Raw genomic sequence first — 24,161 nt, 5'->3', positions numbered from 1 at the left:
TCAAAGCATAGCTATTCGCTCAGGGTTTGCTGGGTTGTGACGCTTGCGTTCGTCCGCTTTCCCAACCGCCGCCCAGGGCCAGGAACAAATCGATCTGGCTCATGGCAACCTGGGTGTTGGCCGCCGCCAGTTGCGCGCGCACATCGGTGTAGGTGCGGGTGGCTTGCAGGTCGGCCAGGAACGACGCGCGGCCGGCCTGGAAGAAGCGGTGGGTCTGCCCTGCTGCTTCCTTGGCCGATTCGCCGGCTTCTGCCAATGCATCGCGGCGTTGCAGTTGCGCAGTGTACTGCGCCAGGCCGGTCTGGGTTTCGCGGATGGCATTGAGCACCACGCCGTCAAAGTGCGCCAGGGCGCCCTGGGTGGCGGCTTCGGCTTCGTGAACGCGCGCGCGGGCGCCGTTGGTCGGCACTGTCCAACTGATCATGGGGCCAAAGCCCCAACGGTTGGTCGCAGGCTGGCCAAGGTTTTCGAGCAGGCCAACGGTCCCCACCGTGGCGCCAATACTGATATCCGGGTAAAGCGCGCCCGTCGCCACGCCGATCCTCGCGGTGGCGGCGGCCAGTTGACGTTCGGCCTGACGCACATCGGGACGGCGCTTGAGCAACGCCGCGCCATCGCCAACCGGCAGCAATTGGGCGATGTGCGGCAGCTCGGCGCAAGTGCCGGTGCCCGCCGGCAGTTGCTCCACCGGCTTGGCCAACAGCATCGACAGGCGGAACAGCCCGGCCTGGCGCAATGCTTGGTAGCGCGGCATGTCGGCGCGCAAGGATTTGTATTGGGTTTGCGAGCGCGTCACCTGGGTTTCATCGCCACGTCCGGCGTCACGCAGACGCTGGGTGAGCTTAGTGCTTTGGGCCTGCAGGTCGAGGGACTCATTGGCAATCGCCAGCTCTTCGTTCGCGGCGCAGACCTGGGTATAGGAGCGCACGACATCGGCTACCAGGGTGATGCGCGCAATATCAGCAGCCGCCTGGGCCGCATCGGCACTGGCCTGGGCACTTTCGATGCCGCGTTGCAGCGTACCGAACAGATCGAACTGGTAGGACGTGGTGATACCAACGCTGCCAATATTGCCCACCGGGACTTTTTCCGTCAGCAAAAACGCTTCGCCAGACTCTTGCAGACGCTGGGCTTCAGCCTTCGCGCCGAGGCTCCAGCCGCCTGCGGATTCCGCTTGCTGGGTCTGAAAGCGCGCACGCTGCAAGTTCGCAGCCGCCACGCGCAAGTCGGTGTTCGACGCCATCGCCTGGCGCACCAGCTCATCCAGGCGTGGGTCTTTGTACAGTTTCCACCAGTCGGCCGGCACCGGCGCCGACACCACATTGTTGCCCTCCCCAGCGATTTGCCCTTGCAGATCGCCACGGTTGACGGCGGCTTTATCCGGCAGTGCGTAATCCGGGCCCACCACTTGGCAGGCCGACAGCAGCAAACCCAGCGCGGCGCTCGCCAACAGCTGCTTCATGGTTTGTCTCCGTCTTTAACCTTATCGCCGATGATCGAGACAGTCGCCGTACGCCCGGCGATCATGCGGAAGTCCGCTGGCACATCGTCAAACGCAATGCGCACTGGAATCCGCTGGGCCAGGCGCACCCAGCTGAACGCCGGGTTGACGTTGGGCAACAGGTTGGAGCCGCTGCTGCGGTCGCGGTCTTCGATACCGGCGACGATGCTTTGCACATGGCCACGCAGGCGAGCGTTGTCGCCAACCACGCGGATATCCACGCTCATGCCGACATGGATGCCGTCGAGCTTGGTTTCTTCGAAATAGCCATCGATATGGAAGGAATTGCTGTCCACCACCGACAGTACCGGGCGCCCGGCGGTGACGAACTCCTGGGTACGCGGCGCACGGTCGTTGACGTAACCGTCCACGGGGCTGCGGATCACCGAGCGGTCAAGGTTGAGCTGGGCAGAGTCCACCGTCACCTGGGCTTCAGCCAGGGCAGACTGGGCCCGGGCCACGCGCGACTGGCTTTCTTCCAGTTGCTCGCGGGGCACCAGGTTGCCGAGGCCGCGGTTACGCTTGTACTCGCGCTGGGCCTGGGCCAAGGTTTCCTGGCGGTCGGCCACGGCGGCCTGGGCTTGGCGCAGGGCCAGCTTAAAACGGTCCTGATCGACGGCGAACAGCACCTGGCCCTTGGTTACCAACTGGTTGTCGCGCACGTCGACGCGCTGGATCAGCCCGGACACGTCCGGGGCGATCTGCACAATGTCGGCACGGATGTGGCCGTCACGGGTCCAGGGGGCAAACATGTAGTACATGACCATGCGCCACACAACGACGACCGCAAACGTCACGATCAACAGCGTCAGGACGACACGGCCGATGGTCAAAAAAGGTTTTTTCATGTCATCAGGTATCGACTGAGTGAGTCCACCGCGCCCAGCAACAGCGCGTAGAGTCCCACGTTGAACAATGCCCGGTGCCAGACCAGGCGATAGAAGTGGATGCGGGTCAACAACCCGTGCACCACCAGAAACAACACATAAGTAAAGCCCATCAGCACCAGCAACGTGGGCAGGAACACCCCGCTGATATCCAGATCACCGATCATAAAGGCGCTCCATCAGGCAACGGCGCTTGCAGCTCGGCGCCGCCAATGAATTCCACGCCCGGCAACAGCGCCAGGCGCAAACCGGCCAGCGCGTGCAGCAGGTGCAGGCGGGTGTCATCTTCGTCTTGCAAACCCTGGCCGTTGAGGGCGCGACGCGTGCGGTCCAGCGTCATCAGCAGACCGCTGGGCGCCGGCAAGCGTTCACCGGCCTTGAGGCACGCCTTGAAGTAACCGCCCACACCTTCCACCACTTGATTGAGCAGCACCCGTGGCACACCGAGGATGCGCGGTGAGTAAGCCAGCAGGTCGAGCAGGTTCAGCGCCACGCGCAAATCGCGCAAGGCGGTGCCGGTGTCCTGGTTAATCAGGGCCAGGCGCGGCAAGTGTTGCATCAGGCGGTCGAGCATTTGCACAGCCATGTGCCGGTGCTCGGCCAGGGTCGCGGGCTCGGTGAGCGTGACGATGTCGCGCCAGCTGAAACGCGTCAGGCGCTTGGCCGCCAGTTCAGCACCGAACGGCCGTGCAATCAGTGTCCACACGAAGGCAAACAGCAAGCCCACCGGCCCAGCCAGGTTGACGTTGGCGAAGTTGAGGAAGTCCGCGTCATAGGCGCCCTGGATGCTGATAAACGACGAGGTATTCACCAGCGTCAGCAGCATGCCCAGGTAAAATCGCGGCTGTACGGTGAGCGTACCGATGCAGATAAACGGCACGGCAAACGCCAGCACCAGCATCGGGAAGTCATGCAGGTTGGGCAGCACCAAAAACAGATAGAGGCTGGCGAACAACACCGACATGGCGGTCCAGAAAAAGAACCGGTAGATCTGCGGTGCGGGGTCATCCATCGTTGCAAAGAAGCTGCAGGCGACAGCCGCCAGGATCACTGCGCTGCCGCCGTCGGTCCAACCCAGCAAAATCCACAGCACCGAAGCAACGATGATCGCGGTGACGGTGGAGAACGCCGAGTAGAACATCAGGCCACGGTCGAGGAACGGCGTGAGCCGGCCCAGGCGCCAGTGGCGGTAGACCGCGCGCCAACTGTCCTGGCTTTCACATTGGATGGCGGCTTGCAGGCTACGGCAGTCTTGCCACAGGTCGATCCATTCACCCAAACGGTACAGCGCATTGGAGAACAGCAGCGTGTGGCGATCGTCCAGCGCTTTGCCGTGGGGTTGCAGGGCATCGACCTGATCACGCAGGGCGCGCCAGCTGTCCATCGGCGCGCTGTCCTGGGTGTTTTCCAGCCACTGGCGGGTCGCTTCCAGCAACGGCGTGATTTTATCCAGGAACTCCGGCGCGCGATGCTCGATGGCATACAGCGCATCGTCGAGTGCATCCACCACTGGCAGCAGGTGAATCATGCGCCCGCGCAGCTCTTTGGTATTACGCACCGTCTGCGGCCTTGCGCCTTCGTGGGGCAACTGGCCGATCATCAGTTCGAGGGTGTTGAAAGTGGCGACCATACCGCCGCGCAACGTGCTGATTTCTTCAGGCTCAACGTTGCGGGTCAGAAAGCGCTGGCTATAAACCTGGGCGTCGGCAAACCACTTGGTCACCGAGCCATCGAACACCGGCATGAGACGGCGCGGCCAGAACATCGCGCCCACCACCGCCGCGACTACGATGCCGAGGAAGATTTCTTCGGTACGCGCTTCGGCCACATCCCACACAGCCAGGGGGTTATCCACAACCGGCAAGGCGATCAGCGGCAAGGTGTAGCCGGCCAGCATCAAGGCGTAGTTGTTGGCGGTGCGCAGGTGCATGGACAGAAACAGCAAAGTGCCCGTCCACAAGGCAATCACCACCACCAGCATGTAAGGCGACTGCACGAACATCGGCACGAAAATCACCGCCGCCGCTGCGCCCATGAAGGTGCCGATGGCGCGGTACAGTGCTTTGGAACTGGTAGGGCCGACAAACGGGCTTGAGACGATATACACCGTGGCCATCGCCCAATACGGACGCGGCATCTGCATAAGCATGGCGATATATAACGCGATCATCGACGCCGCGAAGGTACGTACCCCATAGAACCAGTCACGGGCGGGCGGGAAACCGGTAAAAAATCCGTTCAAAGCGTCGCCGCCTCGAAGGCGCGCAACACACGCAGCGCGGCTTCCAGATCGTTGGGGGCGATATCCGCCAGTACGTCCTTACGCAGACGCACCAGTTGCGCCTCCACCGCTTGCACCAGCTCACGGCCGCGCTCGGTGAGGCTCAAGGACTTGGCGCGACGGTCGTGGACGTCTTCTGTGCGGCACACGTAGCCGTCGGTGCACAGCCGGTCGAGCAGGCGCACCAGCGACGGGCTTTCCATGCCCGAGGCCTGGGCCACTTTGACCTGGTGCACGCCATCGCCCAAGCGGCCGATCATCAAGAGCGGCACGGCGCAGGCTTCGGAAATGCCGTAGCTCACCAGCGTGGTCTGGCAGATTTTGCGCCAGTGACGGGCGCCCACCACCATGCTGCTGCTCAGGTTCATCTGGAGTTGTTCGAGGGATTGAGGCACTGGATAGTTCGCATACAGTTAGTTTGCTAACTATCAATATGGCGGATGAGACCATATGCGTCAAGTTTTGAAACAATTTAGTGGTGGGTGGTGGGCGGTGTGGGTGGAGAAAGCGTGCCTGAGCGCGGACGAGCCATTTGAATCGCTGCAAACCCATGTGGGAGCTGGCTTGCCTGCGATGGCGGTGGTCAAGTCGAGGTAGATGTCGACTGACACTCCGCTATCGCAGCATAAGTATCTACACATTTTCACTGTGATAGTGCGTAGCAGCTGTCGAGCCCCAGCGAGGCTGCGTTTGCGGCTTGTCTGACACACCGCTGACGCAGCCTCGCTGGGGCTCGACAGCTGCTACGCCGGGGGATGGCTAAAGATGTGTAGATACCTATGGCTATCGCAGGCAAGCCAGCTCCCACATTTAGATCAGCGTTGGTTTCAGGCTTGCTGTTCGGCTTGCCCGTCCAGTCGGCGCTGGATTTCACTCATCATGTCCAGGCCATCGCGCAGCGAGACCAGTGCGGCCGTGACCAAATGATGCAGCTTCTGGCTGTCCGCTTTGGCGGTGAGGGTTTCCAACAGCTCTGTGCCAATACGGATGCGACTGCGCGCCGTTTCGTGGAGCAGGTGCGAGGGGGCGAAGATGTTGTAGGCCAGGACAGGAACGCTGGTGAGATTGGTTTGAAACGGTTTGTATTGGTCCATCGATAAAACCTCACAGATAAGGGTTTGAACCACTCGCTCTCGTCGCCAAACAAGAAAAGGTGGCAGCTGTACGCAGGTTGGCGAACCGGTTATCTGTGAAACCCGGCAGATCCGAAGATCTCCCGCGTACAGCCGCCATAGAACCCTGCACCTTCATCCAAAGATGAGAAAGCACGGGGGTATGAACGCTGAAACGCGTCACAGAAACTCGGATCGCCAAATCCGGTCGCCGATGTGCGGCGACGGGGCGAACTATAGGTTGGATGGTTGAGGCAGTGCAACCGACTTAATGACCGTTTTGTCTCCTGACGAGCCTGCTGGAAACGTCAGCATTTTTTGCTCCACCGCCAGACGCTCCAAACTTTAACCATCTCGGAAACAACGACTAACACAACCATTAATACCAAGTTGTAGTCTGGAACTAAGCGAGCGCCGATAAGCAAGACCGAAACCGATGGAATCAAAAATGCCAGGCGCAAAGGCGCTTGAAGATAAACTAACCATTTGACGCTTTCTTGTTGAATAAAAAAAAGCAAACAAGACACGATTATAGAGGCCTGCAAAAGCATAACGAATACAAACATGTAAATCTGCGCGACGCTGTGTTCGCGCAGAATCCATACCGCGTTCTCAACATCACTGAAATAGGGGATTCTGCCACCCATCACACTGGTAATGACGTACCGAGCAAGATAAATGGCATCCATAGATCCCCAAAACCAAAAAATGTGTTTGCGCGTCATTTTTCAACATCCTTGTATTCGTAGGCCATATCCGGTGTTACGGGCTGCCAGTGCCAGGATTTACCACCTACCTGCCAGTTGTCATCCCCCTCCAGATAGCGTTGTTTGATATGCCGTAGCTCACCATACCGACGCTCAACCGATCGGTGAGTGGGCTGATCATCGCGACTATCAAGCCGCACCCACTTTTGAGTCATGACCCTGGTGGTGTTCGCGAGATCCTTTCCGTCCGACAGAAGCATTCGCCCCTCATCGCCCATGGAAGCCAACCGATTGGCAGCCAGGACTGCGGTATTTTTAACGCCGTCGTAATCGATACTGACTTTTTCCCACTTACCCGGCCCGACGTAAAGCCGGCGCCCCATCAGATGTCCGTATGTAACGCGACTCTCTCTACTTAAAGGAAGGAAGGGATGCTCCATCACAAATAACCAATCACCGACTGCCAATTTATCCAACACCCGCCGTTGATCTTTCCCCCCCGAGCAAACAACAGGTGAAATATTGCACTCACTAAGAAGCTCGCCCAGCCCTTGCAACGCATAAGGCGCGCGAAAGAACTCCCTTACTTTTATTCCTGCAAAATAGGGGCTTTCGATATGTGTGAGGTCATAACTTTCAATTTCAGCGCGAGGGATCAGGCGTTTCATGCTGTGTCCAGAGGGAGGAATCAGCGCGTGTTAATAGCGGACTCCTCACTCTGCTCACTATCATCCACCTCCGTTTAGTCGGTAGGAAATTTCCCAGCTTCGTACATAGCGCGCTGGGCCTCCTCCTCAATAAACTCAAAGACCTCCTCCGACACGCTGTACTGAAACTGCTTGCGCCGATGCGTGGAAACCTTGCCCTCGTTGTCCAGGCACATCATCACCAGCTTCGACAGATCACTACCCCGCACGTCGAAGCGCTGATTCACGGCCTTGATCACCCGGTCATAACGGTCGAGAAATTCTGTCTCTTCGCGCAGCTCCACCTCCAGCGCGCGGCGGGCCATTTGCAGGGTGAATTCGACGCAGCGCGTTGCATCCCAATAGCGGTAAATCGACGGGTGGCCGATAAAATCGAAGGCCATTTGTTCGCCGTCCAGCCAGATGACGTTCCAGAATTCTCGCGTCGGCAGGGAGAACGCCTTGAGTGCCTCCAGATAGGCTTGTTCTTCGTGCTTCATCGCGACGGAGACCGGCAGCAGTAAGCCGTGTTCCAGTGCGCCGTAGTGGCATAGCGTCTGGTGGATCAAGAAGCGGGACAGCCGACCGTTGCCATCCATGAACGGGTGCAGGAATACGAAGCCAAACGCGGTGACGGCCGCAGCTACGAGAGGATCAACCTCGCGCACAGGTTGATTGGCGAACGCCATCAGCTCTTCCATCAGCTCCTGGCACAGTTCAGGAGAGGGCGGTACGTAGCTGACACCCGCCGCGCCGCGCAGGCCATTGTGCAGGTGGTTCTGTTCGTGGCGAAACGCGACGGCTTTGTCGAAGGGGTTGGAAACAGTGCTGTTTTGCAGCTCGACCAGATAATCCTCGGTCAGCAGCCTGCCTTCGTGGGCCTGACGTAACAGCTGGACGAAGCGCCGGGACTTTTCCTCGCTGGGTTGTTCTTTTTCGATGGCGAACGAGTCGCGGGTTTCATGCAGGTAAGCCCACTGGATCGCGCGGTCCATCATTTCGGGAGGTAGGGTGGTCATGAAGGATTTGGCGCGCCCCAAGATATCGAGGCTCAGCAGAGTGTCGATTTCTGGCGTACGCTCGACCGTCGCGCAATAAGCCAAAGAGCCCAAACCATTGAAGTCGATGCGCCAACGGGAATTTCGCGTCGACGGGCCCGTCACGTAGCGCTGCGGATCAAACAGTGGAGACACACGGCTGTTGATCGGTTTGCTGTAATCCAGCCGTTGAAGGGTCAGCCCCTCCCAGAGGTAGCAGACCTTGCGGATGAACACGCCGTTAGGGGCTTTTCCCAGTTCTTGCAGCAGTTGCTCGGCAGTGACGGCTTCCAGCGCCTGAGCCAGGATGCCGAGGTTGATACCTTCATGCTTGAGGGCAAAAAGAATATGGTCGAGCACTGAGTCAGCCGACGGTGCAACAGCGTGAGGTACCGCCAGGCAATCACCGATCGTCGAAATCCGAGTGACAGGCTTAATCATCGCTGCGCGGGCAGGCGCGATGGCTTTTAACCCGAGAGATCGATGGAGATGGGCATAGCCAACCAGAGACATCGCGCAACCTCAGAAAAAGTTCACTTACGCGATTAAAGCCCAGTTTTTTTCAACCCTCATCAGTTTTTTTCAACTTTCAGCGTTTTTTCTAAATTTTTTGCACCTCTCGACCACCCCGCAACATCAGATTCAACTCATCCACCACCACCGCCCAATCCGCATCCTCTAGAATCTCCTCACGTAAAAACGCTCTCTGGCTATCGGTCCAAAAAAACGCATCCGCCAATTTCAACTCCGGTTTGAGCGGCGAATGAACCGCCACGAACCTCTCAATACTCAACGGGTCATTCTCCAGACCCAGCTGTTTGAACAGTGACGGCAAACTATGCACGGGCGATTCCATGACGGGCTCCTGCGATGAAAGAATTAACCCAGTCTAGCGACAGCCCTCAGGTTGCGCCGACGGTACGTTGCACAACACAAACAACCTAGCCCTGGCGCCGCCGCCATCCTGGCGACTGAGTTCGCGCCAGCCCTCTGGCAGCGGGGCGAAATCATCCGGTGCTTCGTTGCTGCTGATCAGCCACACGCGGCGGGTGTCAGCGGGCAGTGCCGACAGATGGTCGAGATAGATGCGCCCGCCGTCCTGGTCGACCAAGGTACCGAAGCCATACGCGTTCGGCCGAGTGGGCGTGCCGTCGGGTTTGGGCGGTGTGTAGAGCTGCAATTGGGCGTCGGTCTGGTCGTAATACACGTAGCTGAGGTACCACATCATGTCGCTGAGGACGATGCGGTCGTCTTGCTGGTAGTTGCGGTTGACGAATGCCACCGGCACGTTGAACTGGTCGTGCTCATCCACGGCAAAGTTGTTCTTCAACCCCACCAGTTCGACGCCGACAAACAGCACAAACAGCGCCACCCCCAGCAGTGAAAACCGCGACGGCAGGCGGTCGATAGCCATCGCCACAAGAATCGGCAAGCCCAAGGCGTATACCGTCAGGTAGCGCTCGATAAACACCGGGGATACAAATGAAACGCCGTAGACCAGCAGCAGTGGCAACAGGAAAAACAGCGCCAGCAGGCTGGCCGGTCGGTAGCGTTCGCGATCTTGCCAAGCGGTGATCACAACAGTCACCAGCAGCAGCGGAAACAGCCAGAACAACGGCGACCAGAAGCCAACGCCTTCATCCTGGAGCACGAATTGCCAGATCATCGAAGGCAGGGAGAACAGGCTGACCGGTTCTTCCCAGCCTATGTCGCCGCCCACCTTGAGCTGTTCGACGTGTTGCACCAGGTCCAGCAGGTTCGGCAGCCAAGGCAGGTACAACAGCACAATCGCGGCGTTTGCCACCCACCATGCCGGGCGGGTGATCAGGCGCTGGTCTCGCGGCGCCGTACCCCAAAGCACACCCAGATAGGCCCAATGCACCAGCACGCACAGCGCCGTGAAGTAATGGGTGTAGAAACCAGCACTCATCAACACGACATAGGCCGCCAGATAACGCGTGCGCTCGGGTTGACGCACCCAATACACCAGCGCCAGCGTGGCGCCCAGCAACCACACGCCCAGTAGCGAATACATGCGTACTTCCTGGCTGTAGCGCACCGCCGTGGGTAATAGCGCCAGCAGAATACCCGCCAGCACCGCCGCACGACGGGTGGACAATTGCTGCGTCAGCCAGACGCCCAGGCCCACGGCGACTACACCGGGGACGGCGCTCATGCTGCGAATCGACCAGATGCTGTCGCCGAACAGCTCAATCCAGCCGCGCAGCAGAAAAAAATACAGGGGCGGGTGTACATCATGCGCCGCGTGGAACCACAGGTCGGCCACGGCGTATTCGCTGAGCAACAGGCTGGAGCCTTCGTCGCCCCAGATCGCCGCCGCCGTCAGGTTGTAAAAACGCAGGGCCATGGCCAGCGCCAGAATCGGCACCCACCAGAGTCGGCTGAACCAACCGGCACCTTCCCAAGAGAGGCGGTTGAGTGCGGGTAACGTCCCGACCTTTTCGTTTTGCTCTACCACAGACCGACGCACCTAGATTTCCCTGCCCTTGATTGCCTAACTGCAAACATCGCCACTCTAGGACAAAAGCCCCTGATTCGCTTCTATGACCCGACAAATCGGCAATTTGTGCAGGGCTTCTCCGAAGCGACCGTAGGAACACGCTATTATCGCCCTCCTCCAAGGACTCAGGATCAAGGACACGTCATGCGCATCGGTTTTCTGTCACCCCTGGCACTGGCACTGCTCGCGGGTATGACCCTACAGGCCCAGGCCAGCTCCGACGACTCGTGCTATCCCGATTGGCGGGTCTCGCGTGACAGTCTCGACGCGTGCAGCAACCAACCCTTCCTCAACCCGGGCAACGACAGCCGCGTCAACCTGCGCCTGCTGCTGGCGGACAAAAAGGCTGCGCCGCTGGCGCCCAATGCCTTGAGCGAAGACGACCTGGCCCAGGGCTTTGGCCCGGTGCCTTTCCCGGTCTATCGACTGGCGCCTTTGCGCAGCACAAACGAAGAACCCGACAACAAGCCGGACGACTCGCGCACCGCCGAACTCGATACGCTGCTTCAGCCTCTGGGCATCAAGCGCGACGAGTATAAAAACGCCGGTGAAGCGTTCCTCAATGGCGAGGGCAGCCGCTGTCGCAGCAACGACGATGACAGTGCCACCGCATTTATCAGCCAGGTGATCAAGGCTGACATGCCGGCGGCCGAGCGCGAGGTGCTGGTGAAGGCGCGTTTGCAGGTGCTCACCGCCTGCTCCTGGGACGGCCAAGTGGTGGACGCTCAGCAGATCCAGTCCGCCGACGGCCAACTGTTTCGCACTTACCTGCAGGCCGCCGCCGACTTCTACAGCGGTCGTTTCAGTGACGCTGAACGCGGTTTTGCCGCTGCCAGCAGCAGCGATGTGCCTTGGCTGCAGGAAACTGCGCTGTACATGACCGCCCGCACTGCTTTGAACCAGGCCCAGGCTGAAGCCTTCGACGAATACGGCATGCCGCGTCTTAAGCTTGTGGATAAGTCCGCCCTGAGCGATGCCGAAGAAGGATTCCTCACCTACCTGAAAACTTATCCACAGGGCGATTACGTGGCCTCCGCCCGTGGCCTGTTGCGCCGCGTGTATTGGCTGGCGGGTGACAACACAAAGCTCGCCGAGGCCTACGCCTGGGCGATGACTCAGGCGACTGATACGCAGCGCAATGTGTCGGTGGACGAACTGGTGGAGGAGGTCGACCTCAAGCTATTGATGGTTAATAGCGAGACCGTCACCACGCCGATGATCCAGCTTGTCAGCGACCTGATGGTGATGCGCGGCGGCCACCAGCCCGCCCTTTCCCGCGCCGATTTGGAGAAGCAAAAAGCCGCATTCGCCAGCGCGCCGCAGCTGTACGACTACTTGCTGGCCGTGTGTGCGTTGTACATCGAGCATCAGCCGGACGCCGCCTTGAAACAGTTGCCCCAGAGCGTGCCGTCGAGCCTGAATTACTTCGCCTTCAGCCAACAGACCCTGCGCGCCCTGGCCCTGGAAGCCAAGCAAGACTGGAAAGGCGCCGAAGCACTATGGTTGCAACTGCTGCCCCTGGCGAAAATGCCGCTGCAACGCGACCAGCTTGAGCTGGCGTTGGCGATGAACTACGAGCGCAGCGGCCAGTTGGCCAAAGTGTTCGCCGCCGATTCGCCGATCAGCGCCAAGCAGGTGCGCTACATTCTGCTGCGCAACGTTGCAGGCCCTGAGCTGTTGCGCCAGCAGATCGCCCAGGCCAGCGACCCGCTGGAACGCCAGACCGCGCAATTCGTGCTGCTCTACAAAGATCTGCTGCGCGGCCAGTACGCGACATTCGCCGAGGACCTCAAGCAACTGCCGGTCGCGGCCCCTGAAGATAAGCTGGGTACCAGCTTGGGCTACGTCTACAGCGCCAGCCAGACCTTGAAGCTGTTCCAGTGGAATGGCGATAAAGCCGAATCCGGCTACGCCTGCCCAACCATCACGCAAACCGCCGCTATCCTGCAAAACGACGCGAAGCATCCACAGGGCCTGAACTGCCTGGGTGAATTCATCCTGCGTAACGGCCTGGACGGTATGCCATTGGAGCAGGCGCGCGCCGCCGGCAGCCTGGGCAGCACCGCATCGGACTTCAAGGGTGAAACCTTCTCGCGCCTGGACGGCTACAAACAGGTGATCGGCAATGCCAAGGCGCCGAAGAATGACAGGGCCTACGCGCTGTTTCGCGCCATCAACTGCTACGGGCCGTCCGGCTACAACAATTGCGGCGGGCACGACGTTGAACCTGCCGTGCGCAAAGCCTGGTTCCGCCAGCTCAAAAGCAGCTTCGGTGACACCCAGTGGGGCAAGTCGCTGCAGTACTACTGGTGAAACACCTGTGGCTAGGCTTGCTGTTACTGGCAAGCCCGGCCTTCGGCGCCGTCGACGCCCGCGACTATGACGCCTTTTGGCTGTGGAGCGGCGTCACCCCTCAACCGGTGCTCAAGCAGGCCGAAACCCTGTACATCCTTCAGGGCCAGATCAACTCCACCCGCCGCACGCCGGGGCGCGGCGTGCAGATGATCGCCCAGGGCATCAGCGTGCCGCGCATCACCCAGGGTGAAATCTGGATCGTCTACCGCGCCCACACCCTGCATTGGCCCGAACCGGTCTACCGCCAACTGCTCGGCCAAGTGCAACGCTGGCGCGACGCCGGCAACCCGGTCGTCGGCATCCAGATCGACTTCGACGCCCGCACCCAATGCCTGCACGAATACGCCGACTTCCTGCGCGACCTGCGCCAACGCCTGCCGGCCGACCTGCGCTTGAGCATCACTGGCCTGATGGATTGGAGCAGCAACGCCGACCCGGCCGCCATCGCGCAACTCAAAGGCGTGGTGGATGAAGTGGTGGTGCAGACCTATCAAGGGCGCCACAGCATTCCGGACTACGCGGCGTATCTGCCACGGATAAATCGACTGGGACTGCCGTTCAAGATCGGGCTGATTCAAGGCGGTACGTGGGAGGAACCTGGGTATTTGCAAGGGAGTGAGTGGTTTCGGGGGTATGTGGTTTTTTTACAGAACCCTTGAAACGCTCCCCCTCAACCGGCGCCCCACACCACGCCTGTCACAACCCACCCCCCTCCCAGCAGCCCAACCACTATTCCAATCCAATTGGCGCTCGTGAGATGCGTATTTCCCGCCCCGTCGGGGTCCTGCTCCAAATGATTAATCGCATCTTGCAACTGCAACGCCAGCGCGACCTGCAACATTGCGATGCAGGCAACTACAGCGAGTGCGGCGAACGGTGAGAGCAGCCACAACACCGTGAAGGGCAAACACCCGCACAGAAAAATCGTCACCGCCAGGCAACGTGGCCACCAGTGGTAGGCGGATTCGCCCTGCTCCAGTTCACGCATCACGCTGAGGATCAACGAACAGAAATAGCACGCCGGAAATAGCACCCGAACCCAGGTCCATAGCCTCTTGCCGGTGGCCCGCTGATAAAACGTCCATTGTCGGTAGAGCCAGTAGACGAAGTAGCCGCCCAGCGTCAGCAGCATCATGACGAGGAATTTACGCGGGGCCACGACCAGAAACATCGGTTCACGAACCGGCATCCAGCTCAGGCTGGAGCGCGGTGCGGCATAGGGATTTTCGGCGATGGGCATGGGCAGTATCTCGCGAGGGTTGCCAGCCGAAGCTAACGCTCGCGAGACGTTCAAGGTTTACACCCCACTCAATCAGGAGGCCTCCTACAACCGATTACCTACCAGTCGTAGGTCAGGCTCGACACCACTGTGCGCCCTTCCCCGTAGTAGCACTTCAGATTAGTGGTGCACTTAGATACGTAGGTTTTGTTAGTGAGGTTCTGCACGTTCATCGCCAGTTTCACGCCTTTGAGTTTAAGCGGCGAACGGCTCAGGTCGTAGCTCAGGCTGGCGTCGTAGACGCTGTAGGACGGCACGTTGAAGGCGCCTTCGTAGTAGTCGCCCAGCTTTGGCGCGCGTAGCGTACGCCCAGGCCTGCGCCGAGACCGGCCAACGGGGTGTCGCGAATGACCAGCGCTTAGCTGCCTGTACTGCAATTTCCCGCTCGATAGCAGGCGAGTTGAACCTGGGTGCGTAAGACCCGATAGAGGCTGGCTGTGGGTGCTCAGAGCGTTATGTTGAAGCGCTTACAAGCCGAAACTGTGCGCGTTTGACAAGCCTATGGTCAGGCTCTAGTGTGCATTGGATCCAATTAGCCATGCCCATTCTAATAAGGAGCATAACGTAACCGTGACGCAGAAGCCGACCCCTTTGAACAGCATCAAGATCAGCGGAACGATCCCCGCCCATCTCGCTCGCTCCGTGATTGAAGAAACCTTGCGCAATGCCATCTTGGACGGTCGGTTGCCCTGCGGTACCGCCATGCGCCAACAGGAATTGGCCAGCCTGTTCGGGGTCAGCCGCATGCCGGTGCGCGAAGCTTTGCGCCAGCTGGAAGCCCAGTCACTGCTGCATGTGGTGACCCACAAGGGCGCTGTCGTCGCGCCGTTGATCGAGGATAACTCGGCCGAAACCTATGAACTGCGGATGTTGCTGGAGTCTGAAGCGCTGCGCTCGTCCATCCCTTTGCTCACTGAAACCGATATCGCCGAGGCGGACGCCATCATCGTCGCTTTGGAGCAGGAAAAAGACTACACCGAGATTGGTCGCCTCAACCGGCTGTTTCACATGGCCCTGTATGGCAAGGCCCCGAACCAGCGGCTGCTCAAGTTGGTCGAGCACGGTTTGAACGAGGAGGAACGTTTCCTGCGTTACAACCTTGAGGCCATGGGGCTGGGGCAGACGTCTCAGGAAGATCACCGCGAACTACTGAGCCTGGTGGCACAGAAAAAAACCGAAGAAAGCATCCTGACGCTGCGCAATCACTTGATGCGAGGCATGGAGGTAATCACGGCATACCTCAATGGCCTGGATGCCGGCGACAAAAAAGACACGCAATAAGGCTTTCAGCTTTCCTGTCTCGATCTTGCAGTGTTGCGGGGCTCCCTAACTAACGATGAGTACCCCGCCCCGACGAAACTTCCCACTTTCAACAAAGATACAAACTTACAGCCAATATTATTTAGAAAAACTTCTAACACATTTGTATGCTCGCCAAATTGTTTAACCCGCTTATCATCCTTTATTACTAAACCAGACATTTCATTCGACGCTGCAGTCGCCTCATCAGAAGCGCCCTGCACGCGCAAGGCTGGTCCATACCTTTTCACTTCTTGCCAACCACAAGAACTCATCGCTGTTTTTCACAGCAGACGCAACAACTTATAGGCACCAACCATGCATCAACCGTTACTTGAAACAGCAAAATTGCAGTTATGCAGCCATTCGTTATTTTCAGAAATAACTTCCCTGCGCAAGTTACAACTTTTTATGGAAAGCCACATATTTGCGGTCTGGGATTTCATGACCCTCGCCAAACGTCTGCAACGGGACCTGACCTGCACGCGCCTGCCTTGGCTGCCACCTGCCGACCCGCAAGCAGCTCGCCTGATCAATGAGGTCGTGCTGAGTGAGGAGTCAGACGAGCATCCCGAGCAAGGCTATTGCAGCCACTTCGAACTCTATCTGGAGGCCATGGCCGAAGTGGGCGCCAGCACCTCGCCGATCAAACGCTTTGTTGCGCTGCAACGCCAAGACATGGAAGCGACTGCCGCCTTGCGTGAGGTCGAAATTCTTCCCGGCGTGGCCCGCTTCGTCAGTGACACATTGCATCTCGCGCTGAACGCGCCTACCCATTGTGTGGCGGCAACATTCCTGCACGGTCGCGAGCATGTCATCCCGATGATATTCGAACGCATCCTGCAATCTGATGAGCTTATCCGTCGCCACGCGCCGACACTGTGCGCTTACCTCAAGCGTCACATCGAATTGGACGCCCAGCATCATGGCCCAGCAGCAGAGCAGTTGCTCCAACGCCTTGTCAGTGCAGACCCGGCGTACCCGCAACAGGCCACCAATGCCGCCCTCTCGGCCGTGCAAAGCCGTATCGCATTCTGGGATGAGGTTCAGGCCTCTCTGAGGGAGGTGCACCCATGAGCGTAGCCGACTACCACGCCATTGCCGACGACTGGGAGCGCCGCGCAACCATCCGCACACGCCCTCGCCGTTTGCTGGAAGACGATGACAAGCTGATCTACCCGGTGTGCCGCCAGCCCTTGGTGCTCTGTGCAACCTTTATCGAACACTGCCCGCAATGGCGCGATTTCGTGTTGGTGCAAAGCTTCTACAAATTCATCAACGACGTGGTGATCTTCGAGACTGAGATCGTCGACAAGACTGCGCGCAGCATTGCCAAGAATCGCTTCTCGGTGCCCTTTCCGCTTGCCTGCCGCGTAGATGCGATGACCGTTGTCGTGGACGAGGACTACCACGCACTGGTTGCGTTGGATTTCCTCCAGCAAACCGTTGCCATGACCGGCATACAACCGTTGGAGCCACCGAAGGAAATTGAATTGAACCGTGCGTTGCCTGCGGCCCAGGCCAAGGCGCCAGCCCACCTGCGCGATGCAATAGCACTGATTGGCGTGGCCATTGCCGAAAACACCGTGACCCACGATGTGGCGGCGTTCGCCAAGGACACCAGTGTTAAAGCGTCGATCCGTGGCTTGATGGCCGATCACCTGTTTGATGAGGGCCGCCACGCGCAATTCTGGACACGGCTCGTACGCCTGTATTGGCACACGGCGAGCGCCGAAGACCGCGACAGCATCGCTCAGGTGCTGCCGATATTCTTGGCTCAGTACCTGACGAACGACCTGCAAAAAAACTTCGACCTGCACTTGATCGAACACGTCGACACCAGCGAAAGCCTGCGCAGCGCATTGCGCGATGAAGTGACGGCACTGGCCTTCCCGATCACCCGTCGGCACCCGCTGATGGACAACATTCTGGGTTTCCTGCAACACAGCGGTTTGCTGCAAACGCCGAGTGTGGCGCAAGCGCTGGACAATTACTTGCCAGTGCCCGGGAGGCTGACATGAGGCGCCTGACCATCGGGTTTGCTGGCACCAGCAGCGTCTTGGCCTCCCTCAGGCAAGCGCTGGAGCAGTATGGGCATGCCATGAGTGATGAAGGCATCGACTTGTTGATCGATGACGGCAGTCAGTCGCTGCGGGCCTCAGCAGATCGACTCCCAGTGTTCAGCCTGCGCCTGGGTGTTGGCCCGGTAACCGAATACGGGCTACCCGCGCTGCAACTGCGCGCCTATGGGCCCAACCGGCGATTGTCGGCTGTGCTTGGCATCACCGAAGAACCCAGTGGCAACGGCCAACGACTGCGCCAGCGGGTGACCCATGCATTGGTGGAGTGGGTCGCGCTGCACGTGAGTGGATTCTCGCGGGACACTGGATATTTCTCTGTGCACGCGGCCGCCAATGAATGGCCCGAGCAAGGCTTGGACGCGCTTGACGCGCTGGCATTTGTCCATCGGCTCAACCGCACAGAAGACCCTGTTGTCATGCGGGAAGCCCAGGTACCCGTGATCGAACAGTTGCAGGCCAGCCTTCGCACCTTCGCCGATCGGCCGGCGCTGAACATCGCCGGCAACACAGTGATCTATCGTCAATTGCAGCTTCACGCCTTGGCGATACAGCAGCAACTACAGCCGTTGCTGGAGAGTGGGCAGGCGCCAACGGTGGTCGGCGTGTGCCTGGAAAAATCCATCGAGTTGTACGCCAGCATTCTTGCGGTGATGGGCTGCGCAGCCGTGTATCTACCGCTGGGTCCGGACCACCCGGTTCAGCGCCATCAGGTCATGCTTGAGAGCACGCAAGCTCGGGTATTGCTTGACGCCGGTCAGCACCCCTTGCGAGGACGCTTCACTGCACTGGATGTCAGCAAGGTCGACCCGCGGAGCGCCGACGTCATGCGTCCGTTGATGCAGACTCGCCCGCCCGCCGACGGTCCTTGCATGACGCTCTTTACATCAGGCACCACGGGTCAACCCAAGGGTGTGCTGCTCAGCCAGACTAACCTGGCGCATTTCACGGCCTGGTTCAGGTCCTGTATGAGCCTGGATGAGCTGAGCCGCGTCCTGCCATTTTCGCCTTTGAGCGTTGACGCTTCGCTGATCGATATTTTCCCCACCTTGATAGCAGGGGCCGAGTTGATTGTCCCCAGCGCAGAGCAACGACAAGACCCTCAGCAACTGCTGGATCTGCTCCACCGGCAGCGCGTCACCCACGCCTTCCTGCCGCCTGCGCTGCTGAGCATTCTGCCACTCGATCAACCGCTGGGCCTGACGCACCTGCTCACCGGCGGCGATGTGTGCGAGCCCCATGTAATCGAATGCCTCGCGGGGCAGTGCCAATTTCACAACCTCTATGGGCCCACGGAGGCCACGGTGCTGGTCACCCATCGCACGCTGCTCCCCGGTGATAGCAACCGCAACGTCGGAAGCCCCATCGCCAACAGCCAGGTGCTGATCCTTGACGAGAACCTGCAGCCGGTAGATGAACAGGTCATGGGCGAGGTGTATATCATCGGCCCCGGAGTGAGCCTGGGGTATGTGAACGCGCGGCAACAGCTTGCCAGCCCTTTCGTGGAGCTGGCGGTGCCTGGGGGCCAATCGCTGAGGGCTTACCGCAGCGGCGATCTGGCACAGTGGACCGCCGACGGGATTGTGCTGGGGGGGCGCCGTGATGATCAGGTGAAAATCCGCGGCTTTCGGGTCGAGCCCCAAGAGATAGAGCAGTGCTTGCGTAACAGCCGGCTGTATCGCCAGGTCGCAGTGGTGATTGACCATGACCGCAGGATCCGTAGCTTTGTCGCTCAACCCGAACCGGGGGCCACCGTGGCGGCCCTGCAGCAACACGCGCGACAGTGGCTGCCGGATTACATGCACCCCGGTTTCTGGAGCCTGTTGCCGCACATGCCATGTTCCAGCAACGGCAAAGTCGACCGGGCAGCATTGCTCGCATTACCGGCTCAATCCGTTTCTCAGACTGCCAGCAATGCGGCGCACACCCCACTTCAGATTCGATTGACCCGCTTATGGATCGAACTGCTGGCGTTGCCCATGGATGAATTGTCTATTGATGAGAGTTTCTTTGAACTCGGCGGCCATTCGATTTTGCTGTCGACCCTCTTACTGCGTTTTCGCGAACAATTCGGCCGCAGCTTCTCGTTGAGCCGCTTCATTGAGGCGCCGACTATTCGTACCCTCGCAACGTGGGTGGAGGACGGGGAACGACCCGATGCGCCCTCTAGCCAGGCGGTTCACGACGCACAACAGGAGTGGTCACTCGACATATTGTCCGAGGACCGCGCAGGCGACCCGCACAAAGTGATCGTAACAGGGGCCAACAGCTTTGTTGGTGCCCATATCGTCGAGGCGTTGCTGGCCGATCATGCAACCCAGGTGGCATGCCTGGTGCGTGAAGAGCCGGGGCATTCGGCGATGATGCGGTTTACCCAAGCGTTGCGCGAGTACCGCCTGGAGCATCTGGACCTGAGCCGGGTGCAGGTATTCGCCGCCGATATCAGCCTGCCTCGATTGGGGTTGGCCAACGACGCCTACGACACGCTCACCCGGGACTTCGGTGTGCTGGTGCACAACGCGGCACGGGTCAACCACGTGATGGACTACGCATCACTGGCCAGGGACAACGTTGACCCCATCTTCGAATGCCTGCGCCTGTGTGAGACGCACTGCAAGAAGGTCTTCAACTTTATCTCGACGCTGTCAGCCTCAAGCAGCATGGACACCCAGGGCTATGTCCTCGAGGCACCCGCCGCGACCACGCTGCCGCTGTACATCCAGAATGGCTACAACCTGTCCAAATGGGTCGCCGAGCGGCAACTGAGACGTGCGGTGGAGCACGGAGCCTGGGTGAATATCCATCGCCCCGGCAATATCAGCTTCCATAGCCGCACGGGGGTCTGCCAGCCGCAGAGAAATCGGCTGATGCTGATGCTCAAGGGCTCACTTCAACTTGGCCTGGTACCGCGGCTGGCGTTGAACTTCGACCTGATGCCGGTGGATTTCCTGGCTCGTTTCATTGCATTCCACTGCACCCGCTTTCAAGCCAATCGCAGTGTGTTCAACCTGCACAACCCGCAACCTTTGAGCTGGGCGCGTTACCTGGATGCTTTCAGCCGAGCGGGTCACCGGTTCAGGCGGGTGAGCATTGCACATTGGCAAGAGGAGATACGAACGGTCAGCCACGAGAACGCACTGTTTGGCGTGCTTGGTTTTTATCTAGAGCGCCTCGACGAAGACATCGGAGACACCTCAATGATCCGCCACGACAATGCGCGGCAGGGCGTCCAGCAGATGGGGGCACACTACCCCGAAAAAGATTTGGCGCTGTTGAGCAAAGGCTGCAACTACCTCAAGGCCATTGGCTTTCTTTGAACGCCTCAGGACAACCTCATGAAACCACTGCAACCCGATACGTTAATTCGCAACCCGGACGGCCTGCCAATAGTCGCGTCGGTCGTGGTCGACTGCCATGCCTCCCGCCTGTGGAACATGGTGGGGAATTTTTCAGGCTTCGATGTGTTCATTCCTGACCTGACGCATATCGAAATGACAGCCACAGGTGTGGGCGCCTTGCGTACAAAATTTTTCCGCGATGGTAACTGTGTGGTGGAGCAGCTCAATAGCCGGGACGAGCAGGCCATGCATATGACCTGGACCACAATCTATAACACCCTGGGCGTGGCCAGGTTATGGGCGGCGATCCGCGTTGAAGCACTAGGAGCGGAGTGTTCCCGGGTGACATGGACGATTATTGCAGAGCCCATGGATGAGGCAAACGCAGGGTTTGAACAGTTTGTGCAGGACTTCGCCAACAGCGCCCTGGACAATGTCCGTCGGTTGCTTGGCTGAGCGGCAGGAGCGAGGCCACTCGCCCCTGCCCGATCAATCAGCGGGTCAGATCTTGAAACTATCGACCAGTTGTTTCAATCGATTGGCCTGCTGCGACAGCGCATCGCAATCCTTCAGGGTTTCATTGAGATTGGCCACGCCCTGTTGGTTCAGCAGGTTGATCTGGTTGATGTCCACGTTGAGCGTTTCCACCACGGCTGTCTGCTCTTCGGTGGCGGCGGCGACGGACTGGTTCATGCCGTCGATCTCGACGATCTGCTGCGTCACGCTGACCAGGCGCTCACCCGCCTGGTTGGCGACCTCGACGCTTTCTTCACTGGAGGCCTGGCTGGCATTCATAGTGGTAACCGCTTCACGCGAGCCCACTTGCAGCGAGGTGATCATTTTGTGGATCTCTTCGGCCGACTCCTGGGTGCGGTGAGCCAGGTTGCGCACCTCGTCAGCGACCACCGCAAAACCTCGACCGGCCTCACCGGCACGTGCCGCTTCAATGGCGGCGTTGAGTGCGAGCAGGTTGGTTTGCTGAGAAATACCCTTGATCACGTCAAGGATGTGACCAATGTTGTCAGTACTGGCGTTCAGGGTTTCGATCTGCGTGCAGGACAGGCTGATCTTCTGCGACAGAGCCGACATCGCGAGGATAGTTTGCTCCACCACTTTGCGCCCATCATCGGCCTGCTCACTGGCTCCGCTGGCGTGCTGCGAGGCATCGGCGGCGTTACGCGCGATTTCCTGAGTGGCGGCGCCCAGTTCGTTGATCGCAGCGGCCACGCTGTTGGTGCGTGCGCTTTGCTCGTCTGAACCGATGATAGAGGCATTGGACGAAGCCATCACACGCTGGGACAAGTCGTGCACCTGGCGCGTTGCTGAAGACACTTCCGAAATCGATGCGTGGATGCGTTCTACGAATTGATTGAACGCGCTGCCGACTTCGCCGAACTCGTCCTTGCTGGTGACAGCAAGGCGACGGGTCAGGTCACCTTCGCCCTGCGCAATGTCCTGCATCGCCACACCCATGGTGGTAAGAGGCCGCAGCAGTACTTGGATGAGCACACTCAGGAGCACGGCAATCGCAACCACGGCGATCAACATGGCAATCAGCGCGGAAGTACGGAACTTGCCCAATGCTGCGTAGGCTTTGTCTTTATCAATCGACAGACCGATATACCAATCTGCGCCGGGCAAGTCGCTGATAGGGGTAAATGACAGGATGCGGTCCTGGCCGTTGAGAACGACCTCCTGACTGACCTTCTCGATGCGTAACTGAGTGCCGGGGTAGATGTCCTTGAGGTTTTTCATCACCTGCCCTTGATCAGGACTGACGATGACCTGGCCGTCGCCGCTCACTAGGAACGCGTGGCCGAGGCCACCGAAGTCTACCGCGTTGATGATTTTTTCCAAGGTCTGCAGGCTCAGGTCACCGCCGACTACGCCGAGCAATTCACCGTCCTTTTTCACCGGCATCGCGATGGTCACGATCTGCCCACCCACTGCGGCCATATACGGTGGTGTAAGCATGGGCTTGTCCGCAGCCACTGCCTGTTTGTACCAAGGGCGCTGACGGGGGTCGTAGCCGTCGGGCATTTTCGCGTCCGGGCGTTGCGTAAACACGCCGTTGGTTTGGCCAACATAGGTGAACTGGAAGTTTGAGGTGAAGGCCGGTTGATCGACCAGACCAGGGAGGTCGGCAGAACCACCTTGGTGGGCGACGTTTTGCGTGAGGCTTTCGAGCACCAATATTCGCCCACTAAGCCAGTTCTGCACACTGCTGGCGGTGAGTTCACCGGACTGCGCGATGGACGACTCTAGGTTCTGCTTGATGGTACTGCGCTGCAGGTAGTCGTTGTAGAGAGTAAATAACGCGAAGGCCAGAACCACAACGCCTGACGCGGCCAACAGAATTTTATGACTGAACTTGAGATTCATTTCATCGACTTCTTTTGCCAAAGGGGGGTTAGCGTGCCGAGTGGACATTCCATGTAACGTTATAGGCGGAGTCTTGGACCGCTCTATCTCGGTGCACGCATGGCTTGTCAGGCTTTCGGCCAAGCCGAGGCAAAACTTAGGAAAATGTAAGATGGATTGCCATTTTTCGCAGGAAACCGACCGATGGTTGTCGTACGAGGATTGGATAACGAACGCTTTGAGCGCTTAGGCACCTTGGTCTAGGTCCTGCGATAGAAAATGAAACCAACCAATAATGCAGCGAACTGCGGGCTGGATGCCCGGGTGATCAATCAGGTCTGACAGCAATACAGAATTGCCGATCTAAACGACAAAACCCCTGTCTGCGTTAGCAGACAGGGGTTTCGGAATTTAATCTTGACGATGACCTACTCTCACATGGGGAAACCCCACACTACCATCGGCGATGCATCGTTTCACTGCTGAGTTCGGGATGGGATCAGGTGGTTCCAATGCTCTATGGTCGTCAAGAAATTCTGTGTACCGGTTCGCTGCATTCGCAACGTGCCGATGAAATTCATGGACTTCTACAAAAACAAAACCCCTGTTTGCGTTAGCAAACAGGGGTTTCGGAATTTAATCTTGACGATGACCTACTCTCACATGGGGAAACCCCACACTACCATCGGCGATGCATCGTTTCACTACTGAGTTCGGGA

The 24,161-nt window shown here is 59.0% G+C and carries 20 protein-coding genes, 2 rRNA genes and 1 pseudogene; 7 read left to right on the top strand and 16 right to left on the bottom strand.

The features are described 5' to 3' along the window. Positions 1 to 19: 19 nt before the first annotated feature. The 11 genes from AACY30_RS26715 to AACY30_RS26665 form a co-directional block, all read right to left on the bottom strand. Complete coding sequence (locus tag AACY30_RS26715; RefSeq protein ID WP_339469045.1) at positions 20 to 1,462, bottom strand: efflux transporter outer membrane subunit; 1,443 nt, start codon at positions 1,460 to 1,462, stop codon at positions 20 to 22. Beyond that, entirely contained in the window at positions 1,459 to 2,349 is an 891-nt protein-coding gene (locus AACY30_RS26710; protein WP_339469044.1) for an efflux RND transporter periplasmic adaptor subunit, read from the bottom strand. The genes AACY30_RS26715 and AACY30_RS26710 overlap by 4 nt, the downstream gene beginning before the upstream one ends. Then, a complete protein-coding gene (locus AACY30_RS26705) occupies positions 2,346 to 2,555 on the bottom strand; it encodes a DUF1656 domain-containing protein (RefSeq protein ID WP_339469043.1) in 210 nt (69 codons plus the stop codon). Before AACY30_RS26705 ends, AACY30_RS26710 begins: the two co-directional genes overlap by 4 nt. Beyond that, a complete protein-coding gene (locus tag AACY30_RS26700) occupies positions 2,552 to 4,630 on the bottom strand; it encodes an FUSC family protein (protein ID WP_339469041.1) in 2,079 nt (692 codons plus the stop codon). Before AACY30_RS26700 ends, AACY30_RS26705 begins: the two co-directional genes overlap by 4 nt. Continuing rightward, positions 4,627 to 5,037, bottom strand: coding sequence for a MarR family winged helix-turn-helix transcriptional regulator (locus AACY30_RS26695; RefSeq protein ID WP_065872815.1), 411 nt, complete (start codon positions 5,035 to 5,037; stop codon positions 4,627 to 4,629). The genes AACY30_RS26700 and AACY30_RS26695 overlap by 4 nt, the downstream gene beginning before the upstream one ends. A gap of 459 nt (positions 5,038 to 5,496) precedes the next feature. Next, complete coding sequence (locus tag AACY30_RS26690) at positions 5,497 to 5,763, bottom strand: hypothetical protein (protein ID WP_339541404.1); 267 nt, start codon at positions 5,761 to 5,763, stop codon at positions 5,497 to 5,499. Between the two features lie 326 nt (positions 5,764 to 6,089). Beyond that, on the bottom strand, positions 6,090 to 6,506 hold the full coding sequence (locus AACY30_RS26685) for a hypothetical protein (RefSeq protein WP_339469038.1): 417 nt from the start codon (positions 6,504 to 6,506) through the stop codon (positions 6,090 to 6,092). Continuing rightward, entirely contained in the window at positions 6,503 to 7,156 is a 654-nt protein-coding gene (locus tag AACY30_RS26680; protein ID WP_339541403.1) for a hypothetical protein, read from the bottom strand. Before AACY30_RS26680 ends, AACY30_RS26685 begins: the two co-directional genes overlap by 4 nt. A gap of 74 nt (positions 7,157 to 7,230) precedes the next feature. After that, positions 7,231 to 8,724 (bottom strand): Fic family protein, encoded by a 1,494-nt coding sequence (locus AACY30_RS26675; RefSeq protein WP_339541402.1) that lies wholly within the window; start codon positions 8,722 to 8,724, stop codon positions 7,231 to 7,233. Between the two features lie 88 nt (positions 8,725 to 8,812). After that, the gene (locus AACY30_RS26670; RefSeq protein WP_339541401.1) at positions 8,813 to 9,067 is read right to left on the bottom strand and encodes a DUF2789 domain-containing protein; all 255 of its coding nucleotides are present in this window, start codon (positions 9,065 to 9,067) and stop codon (positions 8,813 to 8,815) included. Positions 9,068 to 9,100: 33 nt separating this feature from the next. Next, on the bottom strand, positions 9,101 to 10,702 hold the full coding sequence (locus tag AACY30_RS26665; protein WP_339541400.1) for a glycosyltransferase family 39 protein: 1,602 nt from the start codon (positions 10,700 to 10,702) through the stop codon (positions 9,101 to 9,103). 174 nt (positions 10,703 to 10,876) lie between these two features. On the opposite strand from AACY30_RS26665, the gene AACY30_RS26660 reads away from it, so the two are divergent. Both AACY30_RS26660 and AACY30_RS26655 read left to right on the top strand, forming a co-directional pair. Next, a complete protein-coding gene (locus AACY30_RS26660; protein ID WP_339541399.1) occupies positions 10,877 to 13,045 on the top strand; it encodes an outer membrane assembly lipoprotein YfiO in 2,169 nt (722 codons plus the stop codon). Next, a complete protein-coding gene (locus AACY30_RS26655) occupies positions 13,042 to 13,746 on the top strand; it encodes a DUF3142 domain-containing protein (RefSeq protein WP_339541398.1) in 705 nt (234 codons plus the stop codon). Before AACY30_RS26660 ends, AACY30_RS26655 begins: the two co-directional genes overlap by 4 nt. An 11-nt stretch (positions 13,747 to 13,757) precedes the next feature. Here AACY30_RS26655 and AACY30_RS26650 read toward each other — a convergent pair whose 3' ends face one another. Both AACY30_RS26650 and AACY30_RS26645 read right to left on the bottom strand, forming a co-directional pair. Next, complete coding sequence (locus AACY30_RS26650) at positions 13,758 to 14,327, bottom strand: hypothetical protein (RefSeq protein ID WP_339531071.1); 570 nt, start codon at positions 14,325 to 14,327, stop codon at positions 13,758 to 13,760. Between the two features lie 98 nt (positions 14,328 to 14,425). Next, positions 14,426 to 14,718, bottom strand: a pseudogene (locus AACY30_RS26645) (TonB-dependent receptor domain-containing protein); the annotation flags it as partial. A 218-nt stretch (positions 14,719 to 14,936) separates the two neighbouring features. Here AACY30_RS26645 and AACY30_RS26640 point away from each other — a divergent pair. From AACY30_RS26640 to AACY30_RS26620, 5 genes are all read left to right on the top strand, one after another. After that, positions 14,937 to 15,647 (top strand): GntR family transcriptional regulator, encoded by a 711-nt coding sequence (locus tag AACY30_RS26640; protein WP_339472228.1) that lies wholly within the window; start codon positions 14,937 to 14,939, stop codon positions 15,645 to 15,647. 336 nt (positions 15,648 to 15,983) lie between these two features. Further along, positions 15,984 to 16,742, top strand: coding sequence for a DUF3050 domain-containing protein (locus AACY30_RS26635; protein WP_339472227.1), 759 nt, complete (start codon positions 15,984 to 15,986; stop codon positions 16,740 to 16,742). Next, positions 16,739 to 17,686 carry a diiron oxygenase gene (locus AACY30_RS26630; protein ID WP_339472226.1) on the top strand — a complete coding sequence of 316 codons (948 nt, stop codon included), beginning with the start codon at positions 16,739 to 16,741 and terminating at the stop codon, positions 17,684 to 17,686. Before AACY30_RS26635 ends, AACY30_RS26630 begins: the two co-directional genes overlap by 4 nt. Then, on the top strand, positions 17,683 to 21,060 hold the full coding sequence (locus AACY30_RS26625) for an amino acid adenylation domain-containing protein (RefSeq protein WP_339472225.1): 3,378 nt from the start codon (positions 17,683 to 17,685) through the stop codon (positions 21,058 to 21,060). The genes AACY30_RS26630 and AACY30_RS26625 overlap by 4 nt, the downstream gene beginning before the upstream one ends. Positions 21,061 to 21,078: 18 nt before the next feature. Then, positions 21,079 to 21,537: an SRPBCC family protein gene (locus tag AACY30_RS26620; RefSeq protein ID WP_339472224.1), complete on the top strand. Its 459-nt coding sequence runs from the start codon at positions 21,079 to 21,081 to the stop codon at positions 21,535 to 21,537. Between the two features lie 45 nt (positions 21,538 to 21,582). On the opposite strand, the gene AACY30_RS26615 is transcribed toward AACY30_RS26620, so the two are convergent. From AACY30_RS26615 to rrf (AACY30_RS27650), 3 genes are all read right to left on the bottom strand, one after another. Then, positions 21,583 to 23,463 carry a methyl-accepting chemotaxis protein gene (locus tag AACY30_RS26615; protein WP_339472223.1) on the bottom strand — a complete coding sequence of 627 codons (1,881 nt, stop codon included), beginning with the start codon at positions 23,461 to 23,463 and terminating at the stop codon, positions 21,583 to 21,585. 394 nt (positions 23,464 to 23,857) lie between these two features. Further along, positions 23,858 to 23,973: ribosomal RNA gene (gene rrf, locus AACY30_RS26610) — 5S ribosomal RNA — on the bottom strand. A gap of 109 nt (positions 23,974 to 24,082) precedes the next feature. Then, positions 24,083 to 24,161 (bottom strand): 5S ribosomal RNA (gene rrf, locus AACY30_RS27650); the annotation flags it as partial.

The organism is Pseudomonas sp. RA_5y_Pfl1_P24 (assembly GCF_963970945.1).
In the GTDB taxonomy this organism is placed as follows: Bacteria; Pseudomonadota; Gammaproteobacteria; order Pseudomonadales; family Pseudomonadaceae; genus Aquipseudomonas; species Aquipseudomonas tritici.
The sequence above is the reverse complement of the archived record's forward strand: the minus strand, read 5'-3'. Positions and strand labels throughout refer to the sequence as shown.